This window comes from Parapedobacter sp. 2B3 (genome assembly GCF_041925275.1).
Lineage (GTDB): Bacteria > Bacteroidota > Bacteroidia > Sphingobacteriales > Sphingobacteriaceae > Parapedobacter > Parapedobacter pyrenivorans_A.
On the sequence record NZ_JBHEUZ010000032.1, the window covers coordinates 1 to 19,689 of the forward strand.

Here is a 19,689-nt window from a genome sequence, read left to right on the forward strand (position 1 = left end):
GCCTTTGGCTAACACTTCCTACTGCTAAGCGTGTTCGGGACTTGCACCCTAGAGTTATCGCCCATGCCGGGCGCACATAAAAAAAGCCCGGCTTGATGATGGCCGGGCTGCCGTGGGAAATACAGGGCTCGAACCTGTGACCCCTACCTTGTCGAGGTAGTGCTCTGAACCAACTGAGCTAATTTCCCAATGCTGCTGCAAAAATAGGCTTTTTTGCGGACGGTGCAAATCATTTTTATCAGGCGGTATAGCCCGTAGCCCAACAATTTTCGTAGATTTGTGGAAATACTCAACACACAGATATACATTGACATCATCATCCATTCATATAACGAACGAGCATCGAGTAGCGGACGAGAATCAGTTGGCTATTTTTATACAACGTTTCGAGCGGGCACTCCGTGAGGCGTTTTACGAACAGGCCGATATCAACCAGCTCAGCCTGCAGCGGGGGCTTCCCGCGGCGGTTTGGACCCGTATCATGGACGAAGTGCCGCTATCGGTAGCGATACCCCGTGAGTATGGCGGACGGGGAAGCATCGTTAAGGAGTGCCTGGCGTTGCTGTCCGCCGCTTCGTATGAGTCGCTGCCGCTTTCGCTCACTTTTGGCATCAACATCGCACTGTTTCTGGAGCCAGTATCCAAGTACGCCAATGAGCAGGTGAAAGCGCCTATCTTTGATCGGTTTTTGACGCAGCAGTGCATGGGCGGACTGATGATTACCGAGCCGGATTATGGCAGCGATGCCCTTAATATGCGCACCTCCTACCGCACGGTGGGTGAGGATTACCGCATTAGCGGCACCAAGCATTGGCAGGGCCTTACCGGGCAGGCCGATTTCTGGCTGGTAACCGCACGCGGCCAACTTCCCAACGGCGAATTGGCCCGGGATATCGATTTTTTCATCACGGATAATGCTGTCCCGGCGCAGCAGATCAAAGTGGAGCGGCTTTACAATAATTTAGGGCTCTACATGATCCCATACGGCCTGAATACCATTGACATACAGGTGCCGGCACAACAGCGGCTGATAGCCGAAAGCACGGGCATAAAAATGATGCTCGATATCCTGCATCGCAGCCGGATGCAGTTTCCGGGCATGGGGATGGGGTTCATCAAGCGGATGCTCGATGAGGCCATCAGCCACTGCAGCCAACGTATGGTGGGCAGTAGCAACCTGCTGGCACTGGATTCGGTGCAGTTCCAGCTATCGCGTATCCAGGCAGCATATACGATTTGCTCGGCTATGTGCCACCGCAGTAGCCAGATTAGCGGGATCTCGCATAACCTCGCCACGGAGGGTATAGAGGCCAACGCGATGAAGGCACTGGTAACCGATCTGATGCAGGAATCCGCACAGCTATGCCTGCAGGTATCGGGTGCCAATGGCTACAAGATCAGCCACATTGCGGGACGCGGCATTGTGGATAGCCGCCCGTTCCAGATTTTCGAAGGCTCCAACGAGATGCTCTACACGCAGATTGCGGAGATGATATTGAAGAAAATGCGGAAAGACAAGGAACCGAATCTCGCAACCTTCCTAGCTACCTATGGTCTTACCCGGGATGCCTCGGCGCACGTTAAAGACACGTTGGATTTTGAACCCGGTGAAGGGCTTATGCAGCGGAAACTGGTGGACCTCGGTAAGATCATCAGTAGGGTAATTGCAGCAAGTTACGTGTTGGCGCTTGCTAACGAGGGTTTCCGGGATGATCTGGTAACGGGGAGCATGGAACATATACGTAGGGACATAGCACATCTCGTCTCAAACCTGTACTTGGATAACCGCGTAAAGGTTATCGACGATTATGTAGCCGAAAGCGACTGGCTTTCGTTTACCTAAGCCAGCCACTTTCATATCGTACGTGTACGCGGGGCGCTGCCGCTTAGACAGCGGCACGGTAGCGTTGGGGCCGTCTGCGCTTGTTGTTCCGCTTTTTATTCGGATTGGCCGCTGCCTGCGCTTGCTTCGGCTTTTCTTCGTACTCCGCCATATTCGCCGGTGCATACGGATGGTTGGTCACCATCGGTAGTTGTTGTTTAATGAGCTTGCAGATATCCCACAGGTACTCGCGCTCTTCGATGTCGCAGAAGGAGAGGGCGGTGCCCTGCTCGCCGGCTCGGCCGGTACGGCCGATACGGTGAACGTAGGTTTCCGGCTCGTTGGGCAGGTCGTAATTGATGACCAATTGCAGCCGGTCGATGTCGATGCCCCGCGCGGCGATGTCGGTAGCTACCAAAACGGTAATGGTGCCTGCTTTGAATGCCTTCAACGCTTTTTGGCGGGCCTGTTGCGATTTGTTGCCGTGGATGGCTTCCGCACTGATGCCTACTTTCCGAAGTTTACGGACAATCTTGTCTGCCCCGTGTTTCGTGCGGGAAAAGACGAGTACATTGTCGCTGCCCTGTTCGCGCACAAGGTGGGCGAGCAGGTCGATCTTATCTGGCTTGGCCACCGGATAAACGGCTTGCGCAATGGTTTCTACGGTGGAAGATACGGGGGCCACCGCAATGTGTTTCGGATTGCGGAGTATCGCGCCTGCCAATTTTTCGATTTCCGTGGGCATGGTTGCGGAAAACAGCAAGGTCTGGCGTTGAGCCGGGATCATCGCGATGACGCGCTGGATGTCTTTGATGAAACCCATGTCGAGCATGCGGTCGGCCTCGTCTAGCACGAGGAACTGCACGCTCTGTAATGAAAGTGCACGTTGGTTGATCAAGTCGAGCAATCTGCCGGGGGTAGCCACCAGTATTTCCGGCCGCCGGCGCAACTCGTTGATCTGGTTGACCACCGATACGCCACCGAATACGACGGTGTGCCGCAGGTGGGTTTTGCTGACGTACACGGCGATGTTTTCGCCGATCTGTATGGCAAGTTCGCGCGTGGGGGCAAGGATCAACGCTTTGGGGCCGCGGTAGGCACCCTCGCTTTTCTTTGCCAGCAACTGCTCGATGATGGGCAACGAAAAGGCCGCCGTTTTACCGGTGCCGGTTTGCGCGCACGCCAATACATCGTGGTGCTGTAAGATGGTGGGGATTGCTTGTTCTTGTATGGGGGTGGGGGTATGGTAGCCCGCTGATTCCAAGGCCTGCATAATGGGCTTGGAGAGATTCAATGATGTAAATAGCAAAATGTTAACATTAAAGATGTTGAATACATAACAACATCGCTACCCGGCCTAATACGGATATTTTGATCGGATGGCTGCAAAGGTACGTATAATTTATCGGGAAAGGTGCTTTTGCAAAAACAATCGCCCCCGGGTGGTGTCCTACGCCCACCACCCGGAAAGCAATTGTAGGTTTACTTGACGGTTTTCCCGATGCTAGGCATCGCTGTCAGGTATTTCGTCAAGTTCTGTTTCCGTTTGTTCTACATTATCCTCGTCAATATTGCTCTCTTTATAGTAATGCGCCACGCGCTCATCATTAGGGTGATGTTTTGCAATATGTTCCTTGGATTTCGACAAGTAGATTAAATACATGGCTTCGCCCAATTTTTCGAGCAGCCTGAATATTTTGTGTTCTTTCCCGCCATACGCTACATATTGCCCGAGTTGAGAGTCGCTAAAAAAGGTCTCCAACAATCTGTCCATCATGTGTTGCCATTGTCGATAGGACATGAACCTGAAAAATTTATTTATAAATAAATCAAGTTGTTTGATTTCTTTGGCTTTCAATCGATCGAACCACATATATGTACCATCGTGTAAATCCAGGTCATGAAGCAATGTGGAATGATAATAAAACGTAGCCGAATAGAATGATGTGTCTTTACTGATTTCCCAATCTTTAATGCGGTGCTTCAACAAATAAAGGAAATCAATTTGCTTATTTAGGTTGCCCCAATAGCCATATAAATCGGAAATCCTTCGTCGTTTTAACCCCTTCGGGCTTGTACACGCAATTCTTATCACCAGGTCAATGCTATCTTTCCAATCGCGAAGGCTCATAGCATTGACGCAAAAATCCGCTATCGCATACAGCGGATCCTTAAATTCTTTCTTCGTTAAATAGCGGAAGTGTTTGTGGCTTAGTTTTCTTTTGGTTTTCATGATGATGTAATGTTTAGGAATTATAACGTAATGAATTGTTGTACGCATGTAGTTTCTATTTGGGCACTCAGACGCTGTCTGCATCCACCAGTTTCTTCTTCTTAATGCCAAACCGGTTGGCACAATGGCCAAGCATGTGGTCCTTTCCGCGGATTAAATAAGCGAGGAACATCGCTTCGCCGAGTTTATCGAGGTATTCGAAAAGCCGGAAGGATTCCTCGTCGTATTGCGAAAAAGGTTCATCGCCGAATATGCAGCGCATCATGTCGTTTAACGTGTATTGCCATGCTGCCAGCGTTCTGAAAGCAAAGAAAGATTTCATGAATTGATGCAGGTTCCAGAATTCCGTTTGCGTTAATTTATCGAACTGCATGGTGGTGCCGCCGAACATATCTCCGTCATACACCTCTTTTGATAGGCCCATAACCGTAGTCCGGTAGAGCGGGCCGTCTTTGGCAAGCTGCCAGTCGGGGAAACGATGCATCAACACATAGAGGAGCTCGATGTGCTTGCAGAACCTTTCGTAGAAGAAATACATCTCGGCGTAATCGCTGCCGGTGAAACCGGTATTGCTTCCGGCGGTCGCCCTGATGAACCGATGCGTGTCTTCTGCCACATAATTTAGTGATGTTTCGCTGCAGCACAATTCTACCAACGGCAGTAATGGGTTTTCAAGGTCCTCATCGGTTAGGTGCCGGAACTTCCTTCTTTTTAATTTCTTGATTTTCATGGTTTAGTTTTTAAGGGTTTAGAAAAATAAAATTCGTTGATACAAAGATAGTATCTTTAGATATAATGTGCAAATATTTTTAGTTTTTTTTCAATGGTGTCCATACCTGCTCCGTGAAGACTCCCGAAATGCGTGCACGACCGATACTGCACGCTCATTGCACACATACGCCCGCAGACTCCTAGCGGATGCGGAGACGGTAGCTACTTTTGGGGTAGGACATGTGTTTGAAAAGCGACAAATTATCCTTACATTTGGAGAAAATGTCGTGTATGGCAACAAGTAATAAAAAGGAGACGAAGGTATATTGGGATGTCGCAACGCTATTAGGCGGCAAGGATGTCCTAGGTACCACCATAAAGACAGAGTTTGATCTTATCGAACTGAGTAACGAAGGGTTGAAGCGCGAATCGCTTGATGCGTTGATTTCGTTTTTAGGTGTAGCAAAGAAATATTTTGCGGAAGAAGTACTCGATATATCCGTGAAGACGATTGAGCGCAAGCGGCCCGACGATAAGCTGGGCAGGCATACATCTTCACATATCATTGAGATTGCGAAAGTGGTGGAGCATGCGGTGGCTGTTTTTGAGGATGAAGACAAGGTGCGTGACTGGTTAACCACGCCCAACCGCTCAATGAACGGCGTGCGACCATTGGAGTTATTTCACCTGCCAACGGGCCTCGGGCTGGTCGATACCGTGCTGGGGCGCATTGAAGAAGGAGTTTATTCCTAATGCGGCTCTATCGGATTGCCAAAACCAAACAACGGACCACCGACCTATCCGGCATGGGCGCCTACAAATTTGGAGGGCGCTGGAACAATCCGGGCACCTATATGCTTTACACCAGCGAAAACAGCTCATTGGCCTACCTGGAAAACCTCGTGCATTTCGATGCGGTTATCATTCCGCCGAAGTTGTTTATCATGGAAATCGATGTAATGGAGAAGCCCGGATTAATTTATACCCTACCCGATTCGGCCTATCCCAAGCAATGGATGAAACTGGGGCAGCTGGAAAATAAGCGGCTTGGCGACCGTTTGATGCGGGAGGCCGGTTACTTAGGCATCCGGGTGCGATCGGCCGTCAATCCCAAAGAATTTAATTGCCTATTGAACCCGTTATATCCGGGATACCACGAGCTGGTGCGCGTAATTTCTGTGGAGCAATTGCCGGTTGACGGGCGCCTTATCCACATTAAGATGGGGAAGTGACCCGCTTGGCGTCCATCCGCCGATCGCGGAACACTGCTAAGAAAAGAATGGCCAATAACAAGGCATAGCCAGCAAAGGTAAACCAGATGCTTGGCCAGTCGCGGAGGCCGTCGGCGCCGGTAAAGTGGTCGACCACCCAACCGCTTCCGTAGCCACCGATTATGGCGCCGAACCCATTGGTCATGATGATAAACAACCCCTGGGCACTGGAGCGGATTTTCGGTTCCGCAACCTTCTCCACATACAAGGAGCCCGAGATATTGAAGAAGTCGAACGCCATGCCGTAGATAATCATCGACAGGACCAGCAGGTGGAGCTTGTCGGCCGGATTTCCGAGCCCGAAAAGCCCGAACCGGAACATCCAGGCAATGATGCTGAACAGGATTACTTTACGGATACCGAAGCGGGTGAGGAAAAAGGGGATCAGCAAAATAAAAAAAGTCTCCGACAGCTGCGAAATGGAAAGCAGCAGGTTGGGATGCTGTACACCGAACGAATCGGGATAGGTGGTTTCGAAATCATTCAGGAACGGCCCCCCAAATGCATTGGTAATCTGCAATGCGGCACCCAGCAAGAGCGAAAAAATGAAAAACAGTGCCGTGTTTCTCTTTTTTAGCAATACAAAGGCATCCAACCCTAGGGATGACACCAAGGTTTTCCTGCGCGTTTCGTCTAGGAACGGCGGCGATGGCGGAACGGTGAGGGCGTAACAAGCGAGGAACAGGCCAGCACCTGCCGATACGTACAGTTGGTTGGTGCTTTGGGTCCACCCGAAAAAATCGACGGTCCACATGGCTACGATGAAGCCCACCGTGCCCCATACACGGATAGGGGGAAATGCTTTTACCACGTCAAACTGGCGCCGCGAAAGCACATTGTAGCATACCGAATTGGATAGCCCCAAGCTAGGCATGTAGAACAGCGAGTTGAGCAGCATAAAGCTGTAAAACGTTTCGAAGTCGGTCACATTCGCGGCAGCAATCAGCGCACAGGCACCGATGAGGTGTGCCGCCGCATAGACGCGTTCGGCATTCACCCAGCGGTCGGCCACGATACCCAGCAGGCCGGGCATGAAAATGGATGCAATGCCCATGGTGGAATAAACCGACCCGATTTGCAGGCCGGAAAACCCAAGCTGCCCCCCCATGTAGCTGCCTAGCGAAATAAGCCATGAACCCCACACAAAAAACTGGAGGAAGTTCATCACAATCAAGCGTGTCTTTATCGGCATGGGTGTCGGCTAGCTAGGATGATTTCCGCCGTGAGATTTCATCCCGTATCCGGGCTGCCTTCTCGTAAAGCTCATCTGCCAGCGCCTTTGACAGCGTGTCCTGCAGTTGTTCGTCGCTCATGGACGTGAAAGACGATTTGACCTCTTTCGTGATCATGGTCTCCGGGGTGTCGGCGGCGGCGGGTTCGATGTTTTCCAGAAAAACGAAATCATTGCCTTCGATGACGATGCCGGCCGATGCTAGGATAAACTCATAGGTATATACCGGTGCTTTGAAGCGCACCGCCAACGCAATAGCGTCTGATGTGCGTGCATCGATCTCCGTTTGTTTATTACCATCGTTGAAGAGGATTTTCGCATAGAAGATGCCATCTACCAAATTATAGATGATTACCTCATCGATACGGATGTGGTAGGTCTCTGCGAAAGCCTTGAACAGGTCGTGCGTAAGCGGGCGGCTGGGTTTCATCTTCTCGATTTCGATGGCGATGGCCTGTGCCTCGAAACCTCCGATGATGATCGGCAACCGACGGCGTCCGGTCACTTCGCCAAGAACGAGCGCGTACGCACCCGATTGGGTTTGGCTGTAAGACAGACCGACGATATCTAGTTTAATCTTCTTCATACCTGATTGGATGCAGGATTACAAAGATGCGAATTGTTATCGAAAAATCAACCGCTTAGTTGCCTTTATACGCTTTGATGGCTGCCGTGAGTTTGGGCACCACTTCAAAAGCGTCGCCGACGATGCCATAATCGGCTACTTTGAAAAAGGGTGCGTCCGGGTCTTTGTTGATGACCACGATGGTTTTTGAAGCACTCACACCGGCCAAATGCTGGATGGCACCCGAGATGCCGATGGCGATGTACAAGTTGGGGCTAACCGCTATGCCGGTTTGGCCCACGTGCTCCGAGTGGGGCCGCCAGCCGGCATCCGAAACCGGCTTGGAACAGGCGGTGGCTGCCCCGAGCACTTCGGCCAATTCTTCGATCATTGCCCAGTTTTCGGGCCCTTTGAGGCCACGGCCTGCGGATACCACGATTTCAGCGTCGGGCAGGGTCACCTTGTCCGTGGCGCGTACGACGTTCTGGATAACTGCCTGCAGGTCGCCCGCGGGAATATCGGGGCTGAAGGCTTCCACCTGCGCTGTGCCGCCTGTTTCGCGTACCTCAAATGCATTGGGGTTGAGTGCAATCACTTTTCGGGGGGCGGTAAGTTCGGTTAGGGCAAAGGCTTTGCCGGAAAACGCTGTTTTCTTTATCTTCAGCGTGCCGCCGTCTATCTCGGGCAGCTCCACGGCACCGTCGGCCAAGGCAGCTTCCAGCTTGGCGGCTACACGCGGGGCCAGCCCCTTGCCGCTGAACGTATTGGAGATAACCACCACATCGGCGGCGACGTGCGCAGCCGCGGCAGCGATGACCGATGCATACGCTTGGTTGATGAATTGGGCGAGCCGATCGGATGATACATGAAGTACCTTGGAAGCACCGTAGTTGCCCAAGGCAACCAAATCGGCGGAATCCACGTTGCCAATCGATATAGCGGTCACCGAAGTGCCCATCAAATCGGCAATAGCCTTTGCGTAAGAAACCACCTCGAATGCTGATTTTTTGAATTTTCCTTCCGTATGTTCGGTATATACTAAAACTGACATGCTATGCTGTTTTTGCGTGATTGAATGTTTCGTTGCCTAACTGTGTTAGATTACCCGTGCTTTGTTGTGCAGTAAATCCACGAGCTTTCCCACCTCACCGGCATCGACCAAGGTCACGCTGCTGCGCGGCTCGGGCGACTCGTAGCTGGTGATGCGGGAGAGCTCAGGCACCGCTACCGGCGGAATAACCTCCAGCGGTTTGGTACGGGCGCTCATGATGCCGCGCATATTCGGGATGCGGGGTTCGGCCACGCCTTCAGCGGCACCGACAACCAACGGCAGCGGTACGGAAAGAACTTCCTTACCGCCCTCGATCTCCCTTTCTACCGTGGCCCTGTCGCCCTCGATGGATAAACGCTTGGCGGTGGAAACCGACGGAATGCTCAACAATTCGCCCACATAGGCAGCCACTTGGGTGCCGTTGTAATCGATGGACTCGCGGCCGGTCAAGATGAGGTCGAACGAATGGTTTTTGGCGTATGCTGCAATCTGGCGGGCTACGAACCACGCATCGCGCGGGGCGGCATCTACGCGCACAGCCCCGTGTGCACCGATGGCCAGGGCCTTGCGGATCGTCGCCTCGGTGGTGGCCTCGCCGACGTTGATCACGGTTACCGTGCCCGTACCGCCGTCGGTCAGATCGATTGCCCTTGCGAGCGCAATCTCGTCGTATGGGTTGATGATGTATTGGATGCCAGCGGTGTTGAGCGATGTACCATCGGCCGTGAACGTTATTTTCGATGTGGTATCCGGGACGTTACTGATGCAAACTAATATATTCATAACAACTGGTTTTCCACAAAAATCGGTAAACTTTTTTTATTATGCAAGCATAGCATTTTATTGGGCTGGCTTGCCCACGTCGATCGTATCCCGTATATTTACCGCAATAGCAAAATAGGCCACGATGAATGAAAACACCTCTTCCGCCGGTATGCGCTGGCGTTTAGCCATGCGGGCCGAGCACCCCTTGCAGATCGTGGGGGCCAGCAATGCTAACCATGCACTGCTTGCTTCCCAGTCGGGCTTTAAGGCCATCTACCTTTCGGGTGGCGGCGTGGCTGCCGGGTCGTTGGGGGTGCCCGATTTAGGCATTACGCAATTGGCTGATGTACTGGTTGATGTGGAGCGCATTACCCATGTGTGCGACACGCCGCTGCTGGTGGATGTGGACACCGGATTCGGTCCCTCGGCATTCAACGTTGCGCGTACCGTGAAAAGCTTGGTTGCCGCCGGTGCGGCAGCCATCCACATGGAAGACCAAGTAGGAGCGAAGCGCTGCGGCCACCGCCCCAACAAAGAGCTGGTGAGCGCGGTCGAGATGGCCGATCGGTTGAAGGCAGCTGTGGATGCGCGCACCGATGAGCACTTCGCTATCGGTGCCCGTACGGATGCGTTGGCGAACGAAGGATTGGCGGCGACGTTGGAGCGGGCTGTGGCGTATGCGGAGGCAGGCGCCGATTTTATTTTTGCCGAAGCAGTGACGGAGCTGTCCCAGTACCGGGCTTTTAAAGAGGCAACCGGGCTTCCTGTACTGGCCAATATCACGGAGTTCGGTATGACGCCGCTGTGGCATGTTGCCGAACTGGAAGCAGCAGGCGTTGAGTTGGTACTATACCCGTTGTCCGCGTTCCGCGCGGCCAACAAGGCGGCGTTGAATGTCTACACACACATCCGTAAGGATGGAACGCAGAACGATGTGCTGGACACCATGCAGACACGTGCCGAATTGTACGAAAGTATCGGGTACCATGCCTACGAACGGAAGCTGGATGAGTTGTATGGGCGGTAGTTTTTTAGTCGTAAGTCGTATTATGTCTTTTTAGTCGTAAGTCGTGAGTCTGAATTTGAGGAGAGAGACCTGATTATAAAATATAAATAGATAACGTGATGAGTGATAGCAACCAACAAATGGGCTTTAAACCCAAGAAATCGGTGGCCTTGTCGGGTATAGCGGCGGGGAACACGGCCTTATGCACGGTGGGGCGCAGTGGGAATGACCTGCACTATCGGGGGTATGATATCCTTGATCTGGCCGAGGGGGCTTCTTTCGAGGAGGTGGCCCACCTGCTTATCCATGAGCGGCTGCCCACCGCTACGCAGTTGCAGGCATACCGCCGAAAGCTGCAAGGGCTGCGTGGATTGCCGCAAATCGCAAAGAACGTGCTGGAGCAAATCCGGGCGGCGGCACACCCCATGGATGTGCTCCGCACCTACACCTCCGTGCTGGGCACCATTTATCCCGAGCGCGACGACCATAACGCCGTAGGTGCACGCGACATTGCCGATAAGCTGCTGGCATCGTATGCTTCTGCGTTGTTATATTGGTACCACTACGCCCATCATGGCAAACGCATTGAGGTGGAAACCGACGATGAATCGATCGGCGCACATTTTTTGCACTTACTGCATGGCAAGGCCCCATCCGCCTCTTGGACGGAGGCGATGGCGATTTCGCTCAACCTGTATGCCGAGCATGAATTCAATGCGTCCACATTTACCGGACGCGTTATTGCCGGTACGGGTTCGGATATCTACTCCTGCATTACGGGAAGTATCGGTGCACTTCGCGGCCCGAAGCACGGCGGTGCCAACGAGGTGGCTTACGACATCCAAAGCCGGTACGCCAACGCCAATGAAGCCGCACAGGATATCAAGGAGCGGCTCGCACGCAAAGAGGTGATCATCGGGTTCGGCCATCCGGTTTATACGATTTCCGACCCGCGGAATGTCGTCATCAAAAAAGTGGCGCGCCAGCTTTCGGAAGAAACAGGCGATATGGGCTTGTTTTCGATTGCCGAGCGACTGGAAACGCTGCTGTGGGAAGAGAAGAAGATGTTTCCGAATCTAGATTGGTTTTCTGCGGTATCCTATCACTTGATGGGTATACCAACGTCCTTTTTTACGCCGCTGTTTGTCGTGGCCCGCGTAACCGGATGGAGTGCCCACGTCATCGAGCAGCGGCAGGATGGCAAGATTATCCGCCCCAGCGCAAATTATACCGGGCCGGAACCTAAACGATTTGCCCCACTTGGCAATCGGAAATAATGTAGAAATCAAACGCCTACAATAAGCATATATAAGCATAAAATTAACTCATGTCATTACACCAATCAAACGGCCCCACCGAGACCGATAAAGTCATCACCGATATCGTAAACTATGTATTGGACTACAAAATAACCAGCGACCTGGCTTTCCAAACCGCCCACTACTGCCTGTTGGACACCCTCGGTTGCGGGTTTGAGGCGCTGACCTATCCGGCGTGTACCAAACTATTAGGCCCCGTGGTGCCGGGAACCATCGTGCCCCACGGGGCCAAAGTGCCGGGTACGCCTTATCAGCTGGACCCTGTCCATGCCGCATTCAACATTGGCGCAATGATCCGCTGGCTCGACTTCAACGATACGTGGCTGGCTGCGGAGTGGGGCCACCCATCCGATAACTTGGGAGGTATCTTGGCGGTTGCCGATTGGTTGTCGCGCACGGCCGTAGCCAATGGCAAGGTTCCGTTTACCGTGCGGGATGTACTTGATGCGATGATCCGTGCCCACGAAATACAGGGGGTAATGGCACTCGAAAATTCGTTCAACAAGGTAGGGCTAGACCATGTGCTCCTCGTGAAGCTGGCCTCAACAGCGGTTGTGGGAAAACTGCTGGGGTTGGATCGCGACGAACTTGTCAATGCAGTATCCTTGGCCTTTGTGGATGGGCATTCCTTACGCACGTATCGGCATGCTCCAAATACCGGGAGCCGCAAGTCGTGGGCTGCGGGAGATGCTACGTCCCGCGCAGTACGGTTGGCGCTGATAGCCAAGACAGGGGAGATGGGCTATCCCTCGGTACTTACCGCAAAAACATGGGGGTTTTATGATGTACTGTTCAACGGGAATGCGTTTAGATTCCAGCGGCCATACGGTTCGTACGTCATGGAGAACGTACTTTTTAAAATATCATTTCCGGCCGAATTTCACGCACAAACCGCGGTGGAGGCGGCCATGGCCCTGCACCGTAAACTGAAAGAATTGGGCAAGACGGCCGCGGATATCCGGTATATCCGCATCCGGACGCATGAAGCTGCGATCCGGATCATCGATAAAAAGGGTCCATTGCACAATCCGGCCGACCGCGACCACTGCATCCAATACATGATCGCGGTGCCGTTGATTTATGGCAGACTGACGGCGGCAGACTATGAAGACAACATCGCCGCCGATCCCCGCATCGATGCGCTGCGCGATAAGATGGATGCCGAGGAAGATACCGGATTTACCCAGGATTACCACAACCCCGACAAGCGATCGATTGCCAACGCACTCACCGTGACATTGTCCGACGGTACTGTATTGGATGAAGTGGTAGTGGAATACCCGATCGGGCACAAACGGCGGCGCGATGAAGGAATGCCCGTATTGGTTGAAAAGTACAAAACCAACCTCGCGCGTATCTTCCCGGCTAAACAGCAGCGCTCGATAGCGGGGGCGTCGCTGGATTTGGAAATGTTGTCTGCCATGCCTGTCCACGAGTTTGTGGACTTGATGGTAACCCCTTAAATCCTTACCTTTACCGTGTAATGTGAAGATACTGGAATATGCCTATTACCGATAGCGACATCATCTACGAGGACAATCATTTACTTGCCGTAAACAAACGTGCGGGGTATTTGGTGCAGGCCGATCCAGGTGGCGACGAGCCACTGGAAGATATGGTAAACAAGTACCTGACCAAGAAATACGAAAAACCCAACGGCGCTTTTGTAGGGGTTGTACACCGGCTCGACAGGCCCGTAAGCGGACTAATCCTGTTTGCCAAGACGAGCAAGGGCCTGGAACGCATGCAGCGGCTTTTCAAAGACAGGCAGATAAACAAGACCTACTGGGCCGTGGTGCGCAAGCCACCCGAAGAGCCTAGCGGGAAACTGGCACAATGGCTATCGCGCGATCGTACGCAGAATATCACCAAAGTTCACACCGAAGCGGCCCCGGGGCGGGTGTATGCCGAGTTGGACTACCAATTGCTTGGGGAATTAGGAGGCTATTACCTCATCGAGGTATACCCATTGACCGGAAGAACACACCAAATCCGCGCACAATTGGCTTCCATGGGATGCCCCATCGTGGGCGACCACAAATACGGCTATCCAAGAGGAAGTTTGCGACGGACCATCTGTTTGCACGCCAAAAAGCTAACTTTTGTGCACCCTGTTAAAAACGAACCCGTGGAATTGGTAGCCCGGCTGCCCAAGGATGGTTTTTGGGACCGTTTCGAGGTTTTCGAGAACAACGGATAGCACCAAACCGTTAAATTACATCGATTTGCTCTGGTTGTTGGCTATTTCCTGCTGCTGGCGGAGTGCTTCCACGTTGTTCTTATCGGCAAATTCGTCTGTTTTGCCCGAGAAAGCCTCCTGTAGTTCGCTGATTGCATCCATGTTTTCCGCGGTACGCTGATAGATATCGGGGAGTATTTTTTCGAGGCGGCTGTCACCCAGCTCGATATTATCGACCTCCACTTTGCCGATTTTCTCCAATACCGCTTGTTGGCTCCGTTTCAGATCATCCAATTCGCGGACAATCTTCTCCATCAATTCAAATTTCTTCAACTTATCCATAATACCTGCTTTTTACTAATCAAATATGCATGAATTGCCATTCACGAGATCACAGGGATAATCCATGCAAACTCATTGCCGTTAATGGCAATTTATTTACCATGAAAAACAGGGGAATGCAAAAAATGTTTGAAAGCGGGGCGATGAAAGCCGCCAATCGACTATTGCCCCGTCACCCCGTCCGCTGTTTCCTTTGCTTAAAGTATTCGGCTATCGCATCCACGGAAAAGGCATTCAGGCAGTTATGTGGGGCTACGCCGCCTTTCCTAGCCATATGCACCCCGTATTGCATATCGTGGAAACCGCTGTTGCGGTGGGCGTCGGGGTTGATGGATAGCAAAACGCCCTTTTCGATGGCATAGCGGTGCCAGCGCCAGTCGAGATCCAATCGGAGTGGATTGGCATTGATTTCGATGACCACCCCATATGCGGCGCAAGCATCGATAATTCGTTGGTAATCTAGTGGATACCCCTCCCTGCTGAGCAGTAAGCGACCTGTTGGGTGGCCGAGGATGGTCGTGTAGGGGTTTTCGATGGCTTTGATTAGCCGATTTGTAGCCCGTTCCTTATCCATCTTCAGGTTGGAATGCACGGAAGCGACAACGAAATCGAATCCCGCAAGGATTTCGTCAGGGTAATCTAACGAACCATCGCCCAAAATATCAGATTCTATGCCTTTGAAAATACGGAAGGGGGCCAACGTGGTATTTAGGACGTCGATTTCAGCCCACTGCTCCTTTACGCGTGCGATGTCCAATCCCTTGGCATACACAGCCGCTCTGGAGTGGTCGCAGATACCGAGGTATTCCAACCGTAGTTCGTCGCGGCAGTAGCGCGCCATCTCTTCGAGTGTATTCACACCGTCGCTGTACGTGCTGTGGTTGTGCAGCGTGCCACGCAAATCGGCATAGCTGATGAGTGCAGGCAGCGTGTTGTCTTTAGCTAAAGTTAGCTCGTTGGTTCCTTCGCGCAATTCGGGTTGGAAAAACGGTAGGCCAAGGGCTGCGTAGATAGCTTCTTCCGAATCGAGTTCGGGCAGTTGCGTTTCCGCCAGCAGCTTGTCGAGTTGCCTTAGGTGTTCTTCCGATCCGGTGCTAATCAAAAGCTGGCGGTAGAAAGCGGGGGAGTCGACGGGAATGAACCGAAAGATAAGCCCCGATGCATGTTTTGCCCGCAGGAGGGAGGGGGTATGTTCCGGTTCGATGGCGAGCGTGTCGATTTCTGCGACCGCTGTTGCCAGTTCGTCAAAAGAGGCGGCTACGATGATATCCACCGACTGCAGGACTTCGCATTTCCGACGGAAATCACCGGTGAAGGCGATTTCAAGGTTGGGCGGAAATAATTCCCGTAACGACACCATTGTTGCCTCGGCTATTTTCTCGGCAGCCGAGTAGAGGAACCACCCCTTGTTGGCGATAGAAAAGGCAATGGCCTGCTTAATCTCCTGTTGGGTTTTCAATCCGAACCCCTTTGCTTCCACTAGGCGGTTCTCATTGCAAGCGTAGTCGAGCTCACCAACGGATTCGATGCCCAAATCCCGCCAGATGATTTTTATTTTCCCAGGGCCAAGGCCTTTGATGCCCAGCATTTCCACAATGCCGTCGGGTGTATCGGCAAGTAGGGTTTCCCATTCGGGGAAGGATCCGGTTTCCAGCAGCAGCCGTACTTTTTCGGCCGTGCTCGGTCCCAATCCGGGCACCTCGTGCAGTTTGTCGACCGTCTGCGGCGTAACGCCAAACGGTAGTTTACCCAGTTTGAACGCTGCGTTGGCCATGGCTTTGGTGCGGAATGGGTTCCCACCATGCAGCTCCATCAATTGAGCATATTGTTTGAAGGTTTTCGCAATCGTCTTGTTATCCATTGCCGAAAAATAGGGATTTCCCGGCAGGTGTCAAAGTGAATCCTGCACTTCTTCGATGCGCTCAGGTCGTCGGTAACGATGGATGATCAGCCGTATGCCTGCGTTGAACGTGAGGTAACTGATTACCCAGTTGATGAAGGTAACCACCCGGTTCCGGAAGCCGACCAGCGACATGAGGTGCACGAACATCCATACCCACCAAGCAAAGAAGCCCTGGAACCGGATTTTGCCGATGTCGACCACGGCTTTGTTCCGGCCTACCGTAGCCATGGAGCCCTTATCGAAATAGACAAACCGCTCGGTAGGTTGGTTATTGATCAGCCGGACGATGTTTTTCGCCAGCAAGCGGCCCTGCTGTTGGGCCACGGGGGCTACACCGGGATGGCCACGGGGCAGTTCATCGGTAATCATTGCCGCCACATCGCCAATGGCAAAAATATCATGGGTGCCCACTACACGGCACTGCTCATCGATACGTATGCGATTTCCCCGCACGATCGTTTCTTGGTCGATGCCCTCGGGGAATTGCCCCGCCACACCGGCCGACCATAGTACCGTTTTGGTTTGGATGCTGTTGCCGTCGGCAAAGGTGATTTCATCCCCATTGTAGCCTGTTACTTGCGTGTCCAGCAAAATTTTCACGCCCAACTCTCGCAGGTACAGTTCTGCTTTTTCCGAAGCTTGTGGAGATAGATTAGCCAGTATTTTCGGTAGGCCTTCTACCAGGTAGACGTTCATGTCTTCCTTTTTGAGTTCGGGATAATCTTTGGCGAGGATGTGGTTGCGGATTTCCGCAATGGAGCCGGAAAGCTCCACGCCCGTGGGCCCCCCGCCTACAACAACGAAATTGAGGTAAGGAACGCGGTCTTGGGGGGTATTTCCCTGTAGCGATGCTTCGATGTTCTGTAAAATGAAACTACGGATACTCACGGCTTCTTTCACATTTTTCATCGGCATGGCATAGTACTCGATGTCTTTATTGCCGAAGAAATTGGTGGTTGCTCCTGTAGCGATCACGAGGTAATCATATGCTATTGGACCGATGTCGGTGTCGAGTTGCTTGTTTTCGGCATCAATACGGCGTACATCGGCCATACGGAAGGTCAGGTTTTCCTGCTTGCGGAACATCTTCCGAAGCGGAAAGGCGATGGAAGGGGCATCGAGCGTACCCGTTGCCACTTGGTAAAGAAGGGGCTGGAACGTGTGGTGGTTGTTACGATCGAGTAATACCACTTCTACTTCCTTGTTTTTCAGTCCTTTGGCAACTTCTATCCCTCCAAAACCGCCACCGATAATGACGACTCTGGGAAATTTATTTTCGTTGTGTTGTGTAGTCATTTTTGTCGCTATTTGACCCTCATATAATTCCCCTATTTGGGAACGGATGGCAGCCTCAATTGTTTGCAAAAATACGTATTTTCAAGCCATCCAATGCAGGCTTCAACCGGATTTGGCAGGCGAGCCTGCTTCGGTCGTCGGCATCGGGAAGGGTGTCTAGCATGTCCAGCTCGGCGTCTGAACGCGGGGCGAGCACATCCATGCCTTCCACTACTTGGATGTGGCAGGTCGCGCAGAGCGCCATCCCACCGCAGGTGGCTAGAATGTCGTAATCGGACGCCTTCAGCACCTCCATCAGACTGAGGTCTATACCGTCGGGAATTTCCAGTAGCCGGACTTCGCCCAATTCGTTTTCTACTGTGATATGAATGGTTTCTGTCATGAAATTACTTGTTAAAATGCATTTACACCATTAACAGTGGTATACTTGAAACTGAGTTTTTCGTCGGGATATACATACCGGAACGCGCTCTGCGCCATCAAGGCCGCCTCGTGGAAACCGCAGAGGATGAGCTTGAGCTTTCCAGGATACGTGTTGATGTCGCCGATGGCATAAATGCGTTCCACACCGGTGGAATAATCGGACGTATCCACGGCAATGGCAGACTTGTCGATGGTCAGTCCCCAGTCGGCTATGGGCCCTAACTTTGGGCTCAATCCAAACAAGGGGATGAGCGCATCTGTTTCCAGCAAGGTTTCCGTTTTGTCGCTGCCTAGCACACCTACGTGGCTCAGGGTACCGTTGCCACGGACAACACTGAGGTTGCTCTGCAATAGCAAGTTGATTTTGCCGCGCTCGGCCAGGGAAAACACTTTTTCGGCCGAGTCGGGGGTACCCCGGAAACTGTCGCTGCGGTGCACCAGCGTAACGGCCGCTGCCACCTCACTGAGAAAGATGGTCCAATCCAGCGCCGAATCACCGCCCCCGGCCACGACCACCCGCTTGCCGCGGTACGTCTCTGGGTTCTTTACCATATAGGATACTCCGCGGCCTTCGAAATCGGCGAGGCCGGGAATATCGGGCTTGCGTGGCTCGAATGAACCTAGGCCGCCGGCGATGACCACAACCTGGGCATGTATGACCGTGCCTTCATTGCTGATGATATGGTACGAGCCGTCTGCCTGCCTGGCCAATATCTCCACCCGTTCGCCCAACGTAAACGACGGATTGAATGGGGCAATCTGCTCCATCAGGTTGTTTACCAAATCCTGCGCGTTGATGGCCGGAAAGCCGGGGATGTCGTAAATGGGCTTATGCGGATAAATCTCGGAAAGCTGTCCGCCCACCTGTGGGAGGGCATCGATAAGGTGGCAGCGCATTTTGAGCAAACCGGCCTCGAAGACCGCAAACAGGCCAACCGGTCCGGCCCCGATGATACATATGTCTGTTTTTATCATGTTATTTTTTTTTGCTTTTTTGCTTTTGCTCTTTGCGATATCCAGGTTTCATTTTCAAATCGACAAATCGTCAGATTTGCAAATTGTCGTATATCGTATTCAATATCCGCTTCAAGTGCTCAAAATCGGTATCGTCGAGATTTTTCCATGCTTGCATGCGGATCTCACCGACATGGTTGGCAAGTGCATCTATCTTTTGCTCACCTGCGGGAGTAAGGTGTACCACGAAACTTCGCCTATCCATGGGGTTGGCCCTACGTTCCACCAAGCCTTTCTGAACCAGCAAATCGACAATCCGCGTGAGGGTGGGTTGGTCCTTTCCGCAATACTCGGCCAGTTCTTTCTGCGATAAATCGGCATGTTGCTTCAAGTTTTTCAATATCGACCACTGGTCTACCGTAATACCAAATTCGCGGCAGTTGAATTGATATTGTGCATACTGTTTCACCCGCCGTGCCGTGCGTTCAAGCAGGAATGAATAGGCGTTGTAATGTTCTATTTGCATAACAATAATTAGTATGACAAATATACGGTTTGCCATGGTTATATACAATTAGCATCGGGGTTATTTCACATTTTTTGGCTATCCGCGGCCTA

General features: G+C 52.3%; 20 protein-coding genes and 1 tRNA gene. 7 read left to right on the top strand and 14 right to left on the bottom strand.

What is annotated here, in order from left to right:
* Positions 1–113: 113 nt before the first annotated feature.
* Positions 114–188: transfer RNA gene (locus tag ACEVG1_RS20160), tRNA-Val, on the bottom strand.
* A 176-nt stretch (positions 189–364) separates the two neighbouring features.
* Between ACEVG1_RS20160 and ACEVG1_RS20165 the strand changes: the two genes are divergently transcribed.
* Positions 365–1,843 carry an acyl-CoA dehydrogenase family protein gene (locus ACEVG1_RS20165; RefSeq protein ID WP_374745532.1) on the top strand — a complete coding sequence of 493 codons (1,479 nt, stop codon included), beginning with the start codon at positions 365–367 and terminating at the stop codon, positions 1,841–1,843.
* A 43-nt stretch (positions 1,844–1,886) separates the two neighbouring features.
* Here ACEVG1_RS20165 and ACEVG1_RS20170 read toward each other — a convergent pair whose 3' ends face one another.
* The 3 genes from ACEVG1_RS20170 to ACEVG1_RS20180 form a co-directional block, all read right to left on the bottom strand.
* Positions 1,887–3,131 (bottom strand): DEAD/DEAH box helicase, encoded by a 1,245-nt coding sequence (locus ACEVG1_RS20170; RefSeq protein WP_374745533.1) that lies wholly within the window; start codon positions 3,129–3,131, stop codon positions 1,887–1,889.
* A 195-nt stretch (positions 3,132–3,326) separates the two neighbouring features.
* Entirely contained in the window at positions 3,327–4,055 is a 729-nt protein-coding gene (locus ACEVG1_RS20175) for a hypothetical protein (protein WP_374745534.1), read from the bottom strand.
* Between the two features lie 67 nt (positions 4,056–4,122).
* A complete protein-coding gene (locus tag ACEVG1_RS20180; RefSeq protein WP_374745535.1) occupies positions 4,123–4,785 on the bottom strand; it encodes a hypothetical protein in 663 nt (220 codons plus the stop codon).
* A 272-nt stretch (positions 4,786–5,057) separates the two neighbouring features.
* On the opposite strand from ACEVG1_RS20180, the gene ACEVG1_RS20185 reads away from it, so the two are divergent.
* A complete protein-coding gene (locus ACEVG1_RS20185; protein ID WP_374745536.1) occupies positions 5,058–5,519 on the top strand; it encodes an antitoxin Xre/MbcA/ParS toxin-binding domain-containing protein in 462 nt (153 codons plus the stop codon).
* Positions 5,519–5,998 carry an RES family NAD+ phosphorylase gene (locus ACEVG1_RS20190; protein WP_374745537.1) on the top strand — a complete coding sequence of 160 codons (480 nt, stop codon included), beginning with the start codon at positions 5,519–5,521 and terminating at the stop codon, positions 5,996–5,998. The genes ACEVG1_RS20185 and ACEVG1_RS20190 overlap by 1 nt, the downstream gene beginning before the upstream one ends.
* Here ACEVG1_RS20190 and ACEVG1_RS20195 read toward each other — a convergent pair.
* Genes ACEVG1_RS20195 through ACEVG1_RS20210 form a run of 4 tightly spaced genes read right to left on the bottom strand, consistent with a single transcriptional unit; the run spans position 5,982 to position 9,667 of the window.
* Positions 5,982–7,229, bottom strand: coding sequence for a nucleoside permease (locus ACEVG1_RS20195; protein ID WP_374745538.1), 1,248 nt, complete (start codon positions 7,227–7,229; stop codon positions 5,982–5,984). The two genes, ACEVG1_RS20190 and ACEVG1_RS20195, sit on opposite strands and share 17 nt — an antisense overlap.
* A gap of 13 nt (positions 7,230–7,242) precedes the next feature.
* The gene (locus ACEVG1_RS20200; RefSeq protein WP_374745539.1) at positions 7,243–7,854 is read right to left on the bottom strand and encodes a bifunctional nuclease domain-containing protein; all 612 of its coding nucleotides are present in this window, start codon (positions 7,852–7,854) and stop codon (positions 7,243–7,245) included.
* Positions 7,855–7,909: 55 nt separating this feature from the next.
* Complete coding sequence (locus ACEVG1_RS20205; protein ID WP_374745540.1) at positions 7,910–8,884, bottom strand: electron transfer flavoprotein subunit alpha/FixB family protein; 975 nt, start codon at positions 8,882–8,884, stop codon at positions 7,910–7,912.
* Positions 8,885–8,929: 45 nt separating this feature from the next.
* Complete coding sequence (locus ACEVG1_RS20210) at positions 8,930–9,667, bottom strand: electron transfer flavoprotein beta subunit/FixA family protein (RefSeq protein WP_374745541.1); 738 nt, start codon at positions 9,665–9,667, stop codon at positions 8,930–8,932.
* A 124-nt stretch (positions 9,668–9,791) separates the two neighbouring features.
* Here ACEVG1_RS20210 and prpB point away from each other — a divergent pair, with 124 nt between their 5' ends.
* From prpB to ACEVG1_RS20230, 4 genes are all read left to right on the top strand, one after another.
* Complete coding sequence (prpB, locus tag ACEVG1_RS20215) at positions 9,792–10,676, top strand: methylisocitrate lyase (protein ID WP_374745542.1); 885 nt, start codon at positions 9,792–9,794, stop codon at positions 10,674–10,676.
* Positions 10,677–10,774: 98 nt separating this feature from the next.
* Positions 10,775–11,932: a 2-methylcitrate synthase gene (gene prpC / locus ACEVG1_RS20220; RefSeq protein WP_374745543.1), complete on the top strand. Its 1,158-nt coding sequence runs from the start codon at positions 10,775–10,777 to the stop codon at positions 11,930–11,932.
* A gap of 50 nt (positions 11,933–11,982) precedes the next feature.
* Positions 11,983–13,437, top strand: a complete 1,455-nt coding sequence (locus tag ACEVG1_RS20225) for a bifunctional 2-methylcitrate dehydratase/aconitate hydratase (RefSeq protein WP_374745544.1) — start codon at positions 11,983–11,985, stop codon at positions 13,435–13,437.
* 38 nt (positions 13,438–13,475) lie between these two features.
* Positions 13,476–14,174, top strand: a complete 699-nt coding sequence (locus tag ACEVG1_RS20230; RefSeq protein ID WP_374745545.1) for an RluA family pseudouridine synthase — start codon at positions 13,476–13,478, stop codon at positions 14,172–14,174.
* A gap of 15 nt (positions 14,175–14,189) precedes the next feature.
* On the opposite strand, the gene ACEVG1_RS20235 is transcribed toward ACEVG1_RS20230, so the two are convergent.
* From ACEVG1_RS20235 to ACEVG1_RS20260, 6 genes are all read right to left on the bottom strand, one after another.
* A complete protein-coding gene (locus ACEVG1_RS20235; protein WP_374745546.1) occupies positions 14,190–14,495 on the bottom strand; it encodes a hypothetical protein in 306 nt (101 codons plus the stop codon).
* A gap of 172 nt (positions 14,496–14,667) precedes the next feature.
* A complete protein-coding gene (locus tag ACEVG1_RS20240) occupies positions 14,668–16,356 on the bottom strand; it encodes a helix-hairpin-helix domain-containing protein (protein ID WP_374745547.1) in 1,689 nt (562 codons plus the stop codon).
* Positions 16,357–16,386: 30 nt separating this feature from the next.
* Complete coding sequence (locus ACEVG1_RS20245) at positions 16,387–17,694, bottom strand: NAD(P)/FAD-dependent oxidoreductase (RefSeq protein ID WP_374745548.1); 1,308 nt, start codon at positions 17,692–17,694, stop codon at positions 16,387–16,389.
* Between the two features lie 55 nt (positions 17,695–17,749).
* Positions 17,750–18,076, bottom strand: coding sequence for a 2Fe-2S iron-sulfur cluster-binding protein (locus ACEVG1_RS20250; protein WP_374745549.1), 327 nt, complete (start codon positions 18,074–18,076; stop codon positions 17,750–17,752).
* Between the two features lie 11 nt (positions 18,077–18,087).
* Positions 18,088–19,092: an NAD(P)/FAD-dependent oxidoreductase gene (locus ACEVG1_RS20255; RefSeq protein WP_374745550.1), complete on the bottom strand. Its 1,005-nt coding sequence runs from the start codon at positions 19,090–19,092 to the stop codon at positions 18,088–18,090.
* A gap of 70 nt (positions 19,093–19,162) precedes the next feature.
* The gene (locus ACEVG1_RS20260) at positions 19,163–19,597 is read right to left on the bottom strand and encodes a MarR family winged helix-turn-helix transcriptional regulator (RefSeq protein ID WP_374745551.1); all 435 of its coding nucleotides are present in this window, start codon (positions 19,595–19,597) and stop codon (positions 19,163–19,165) included.
* Positions 19,598–19,689: the final 92 nt, after the last annotated feature.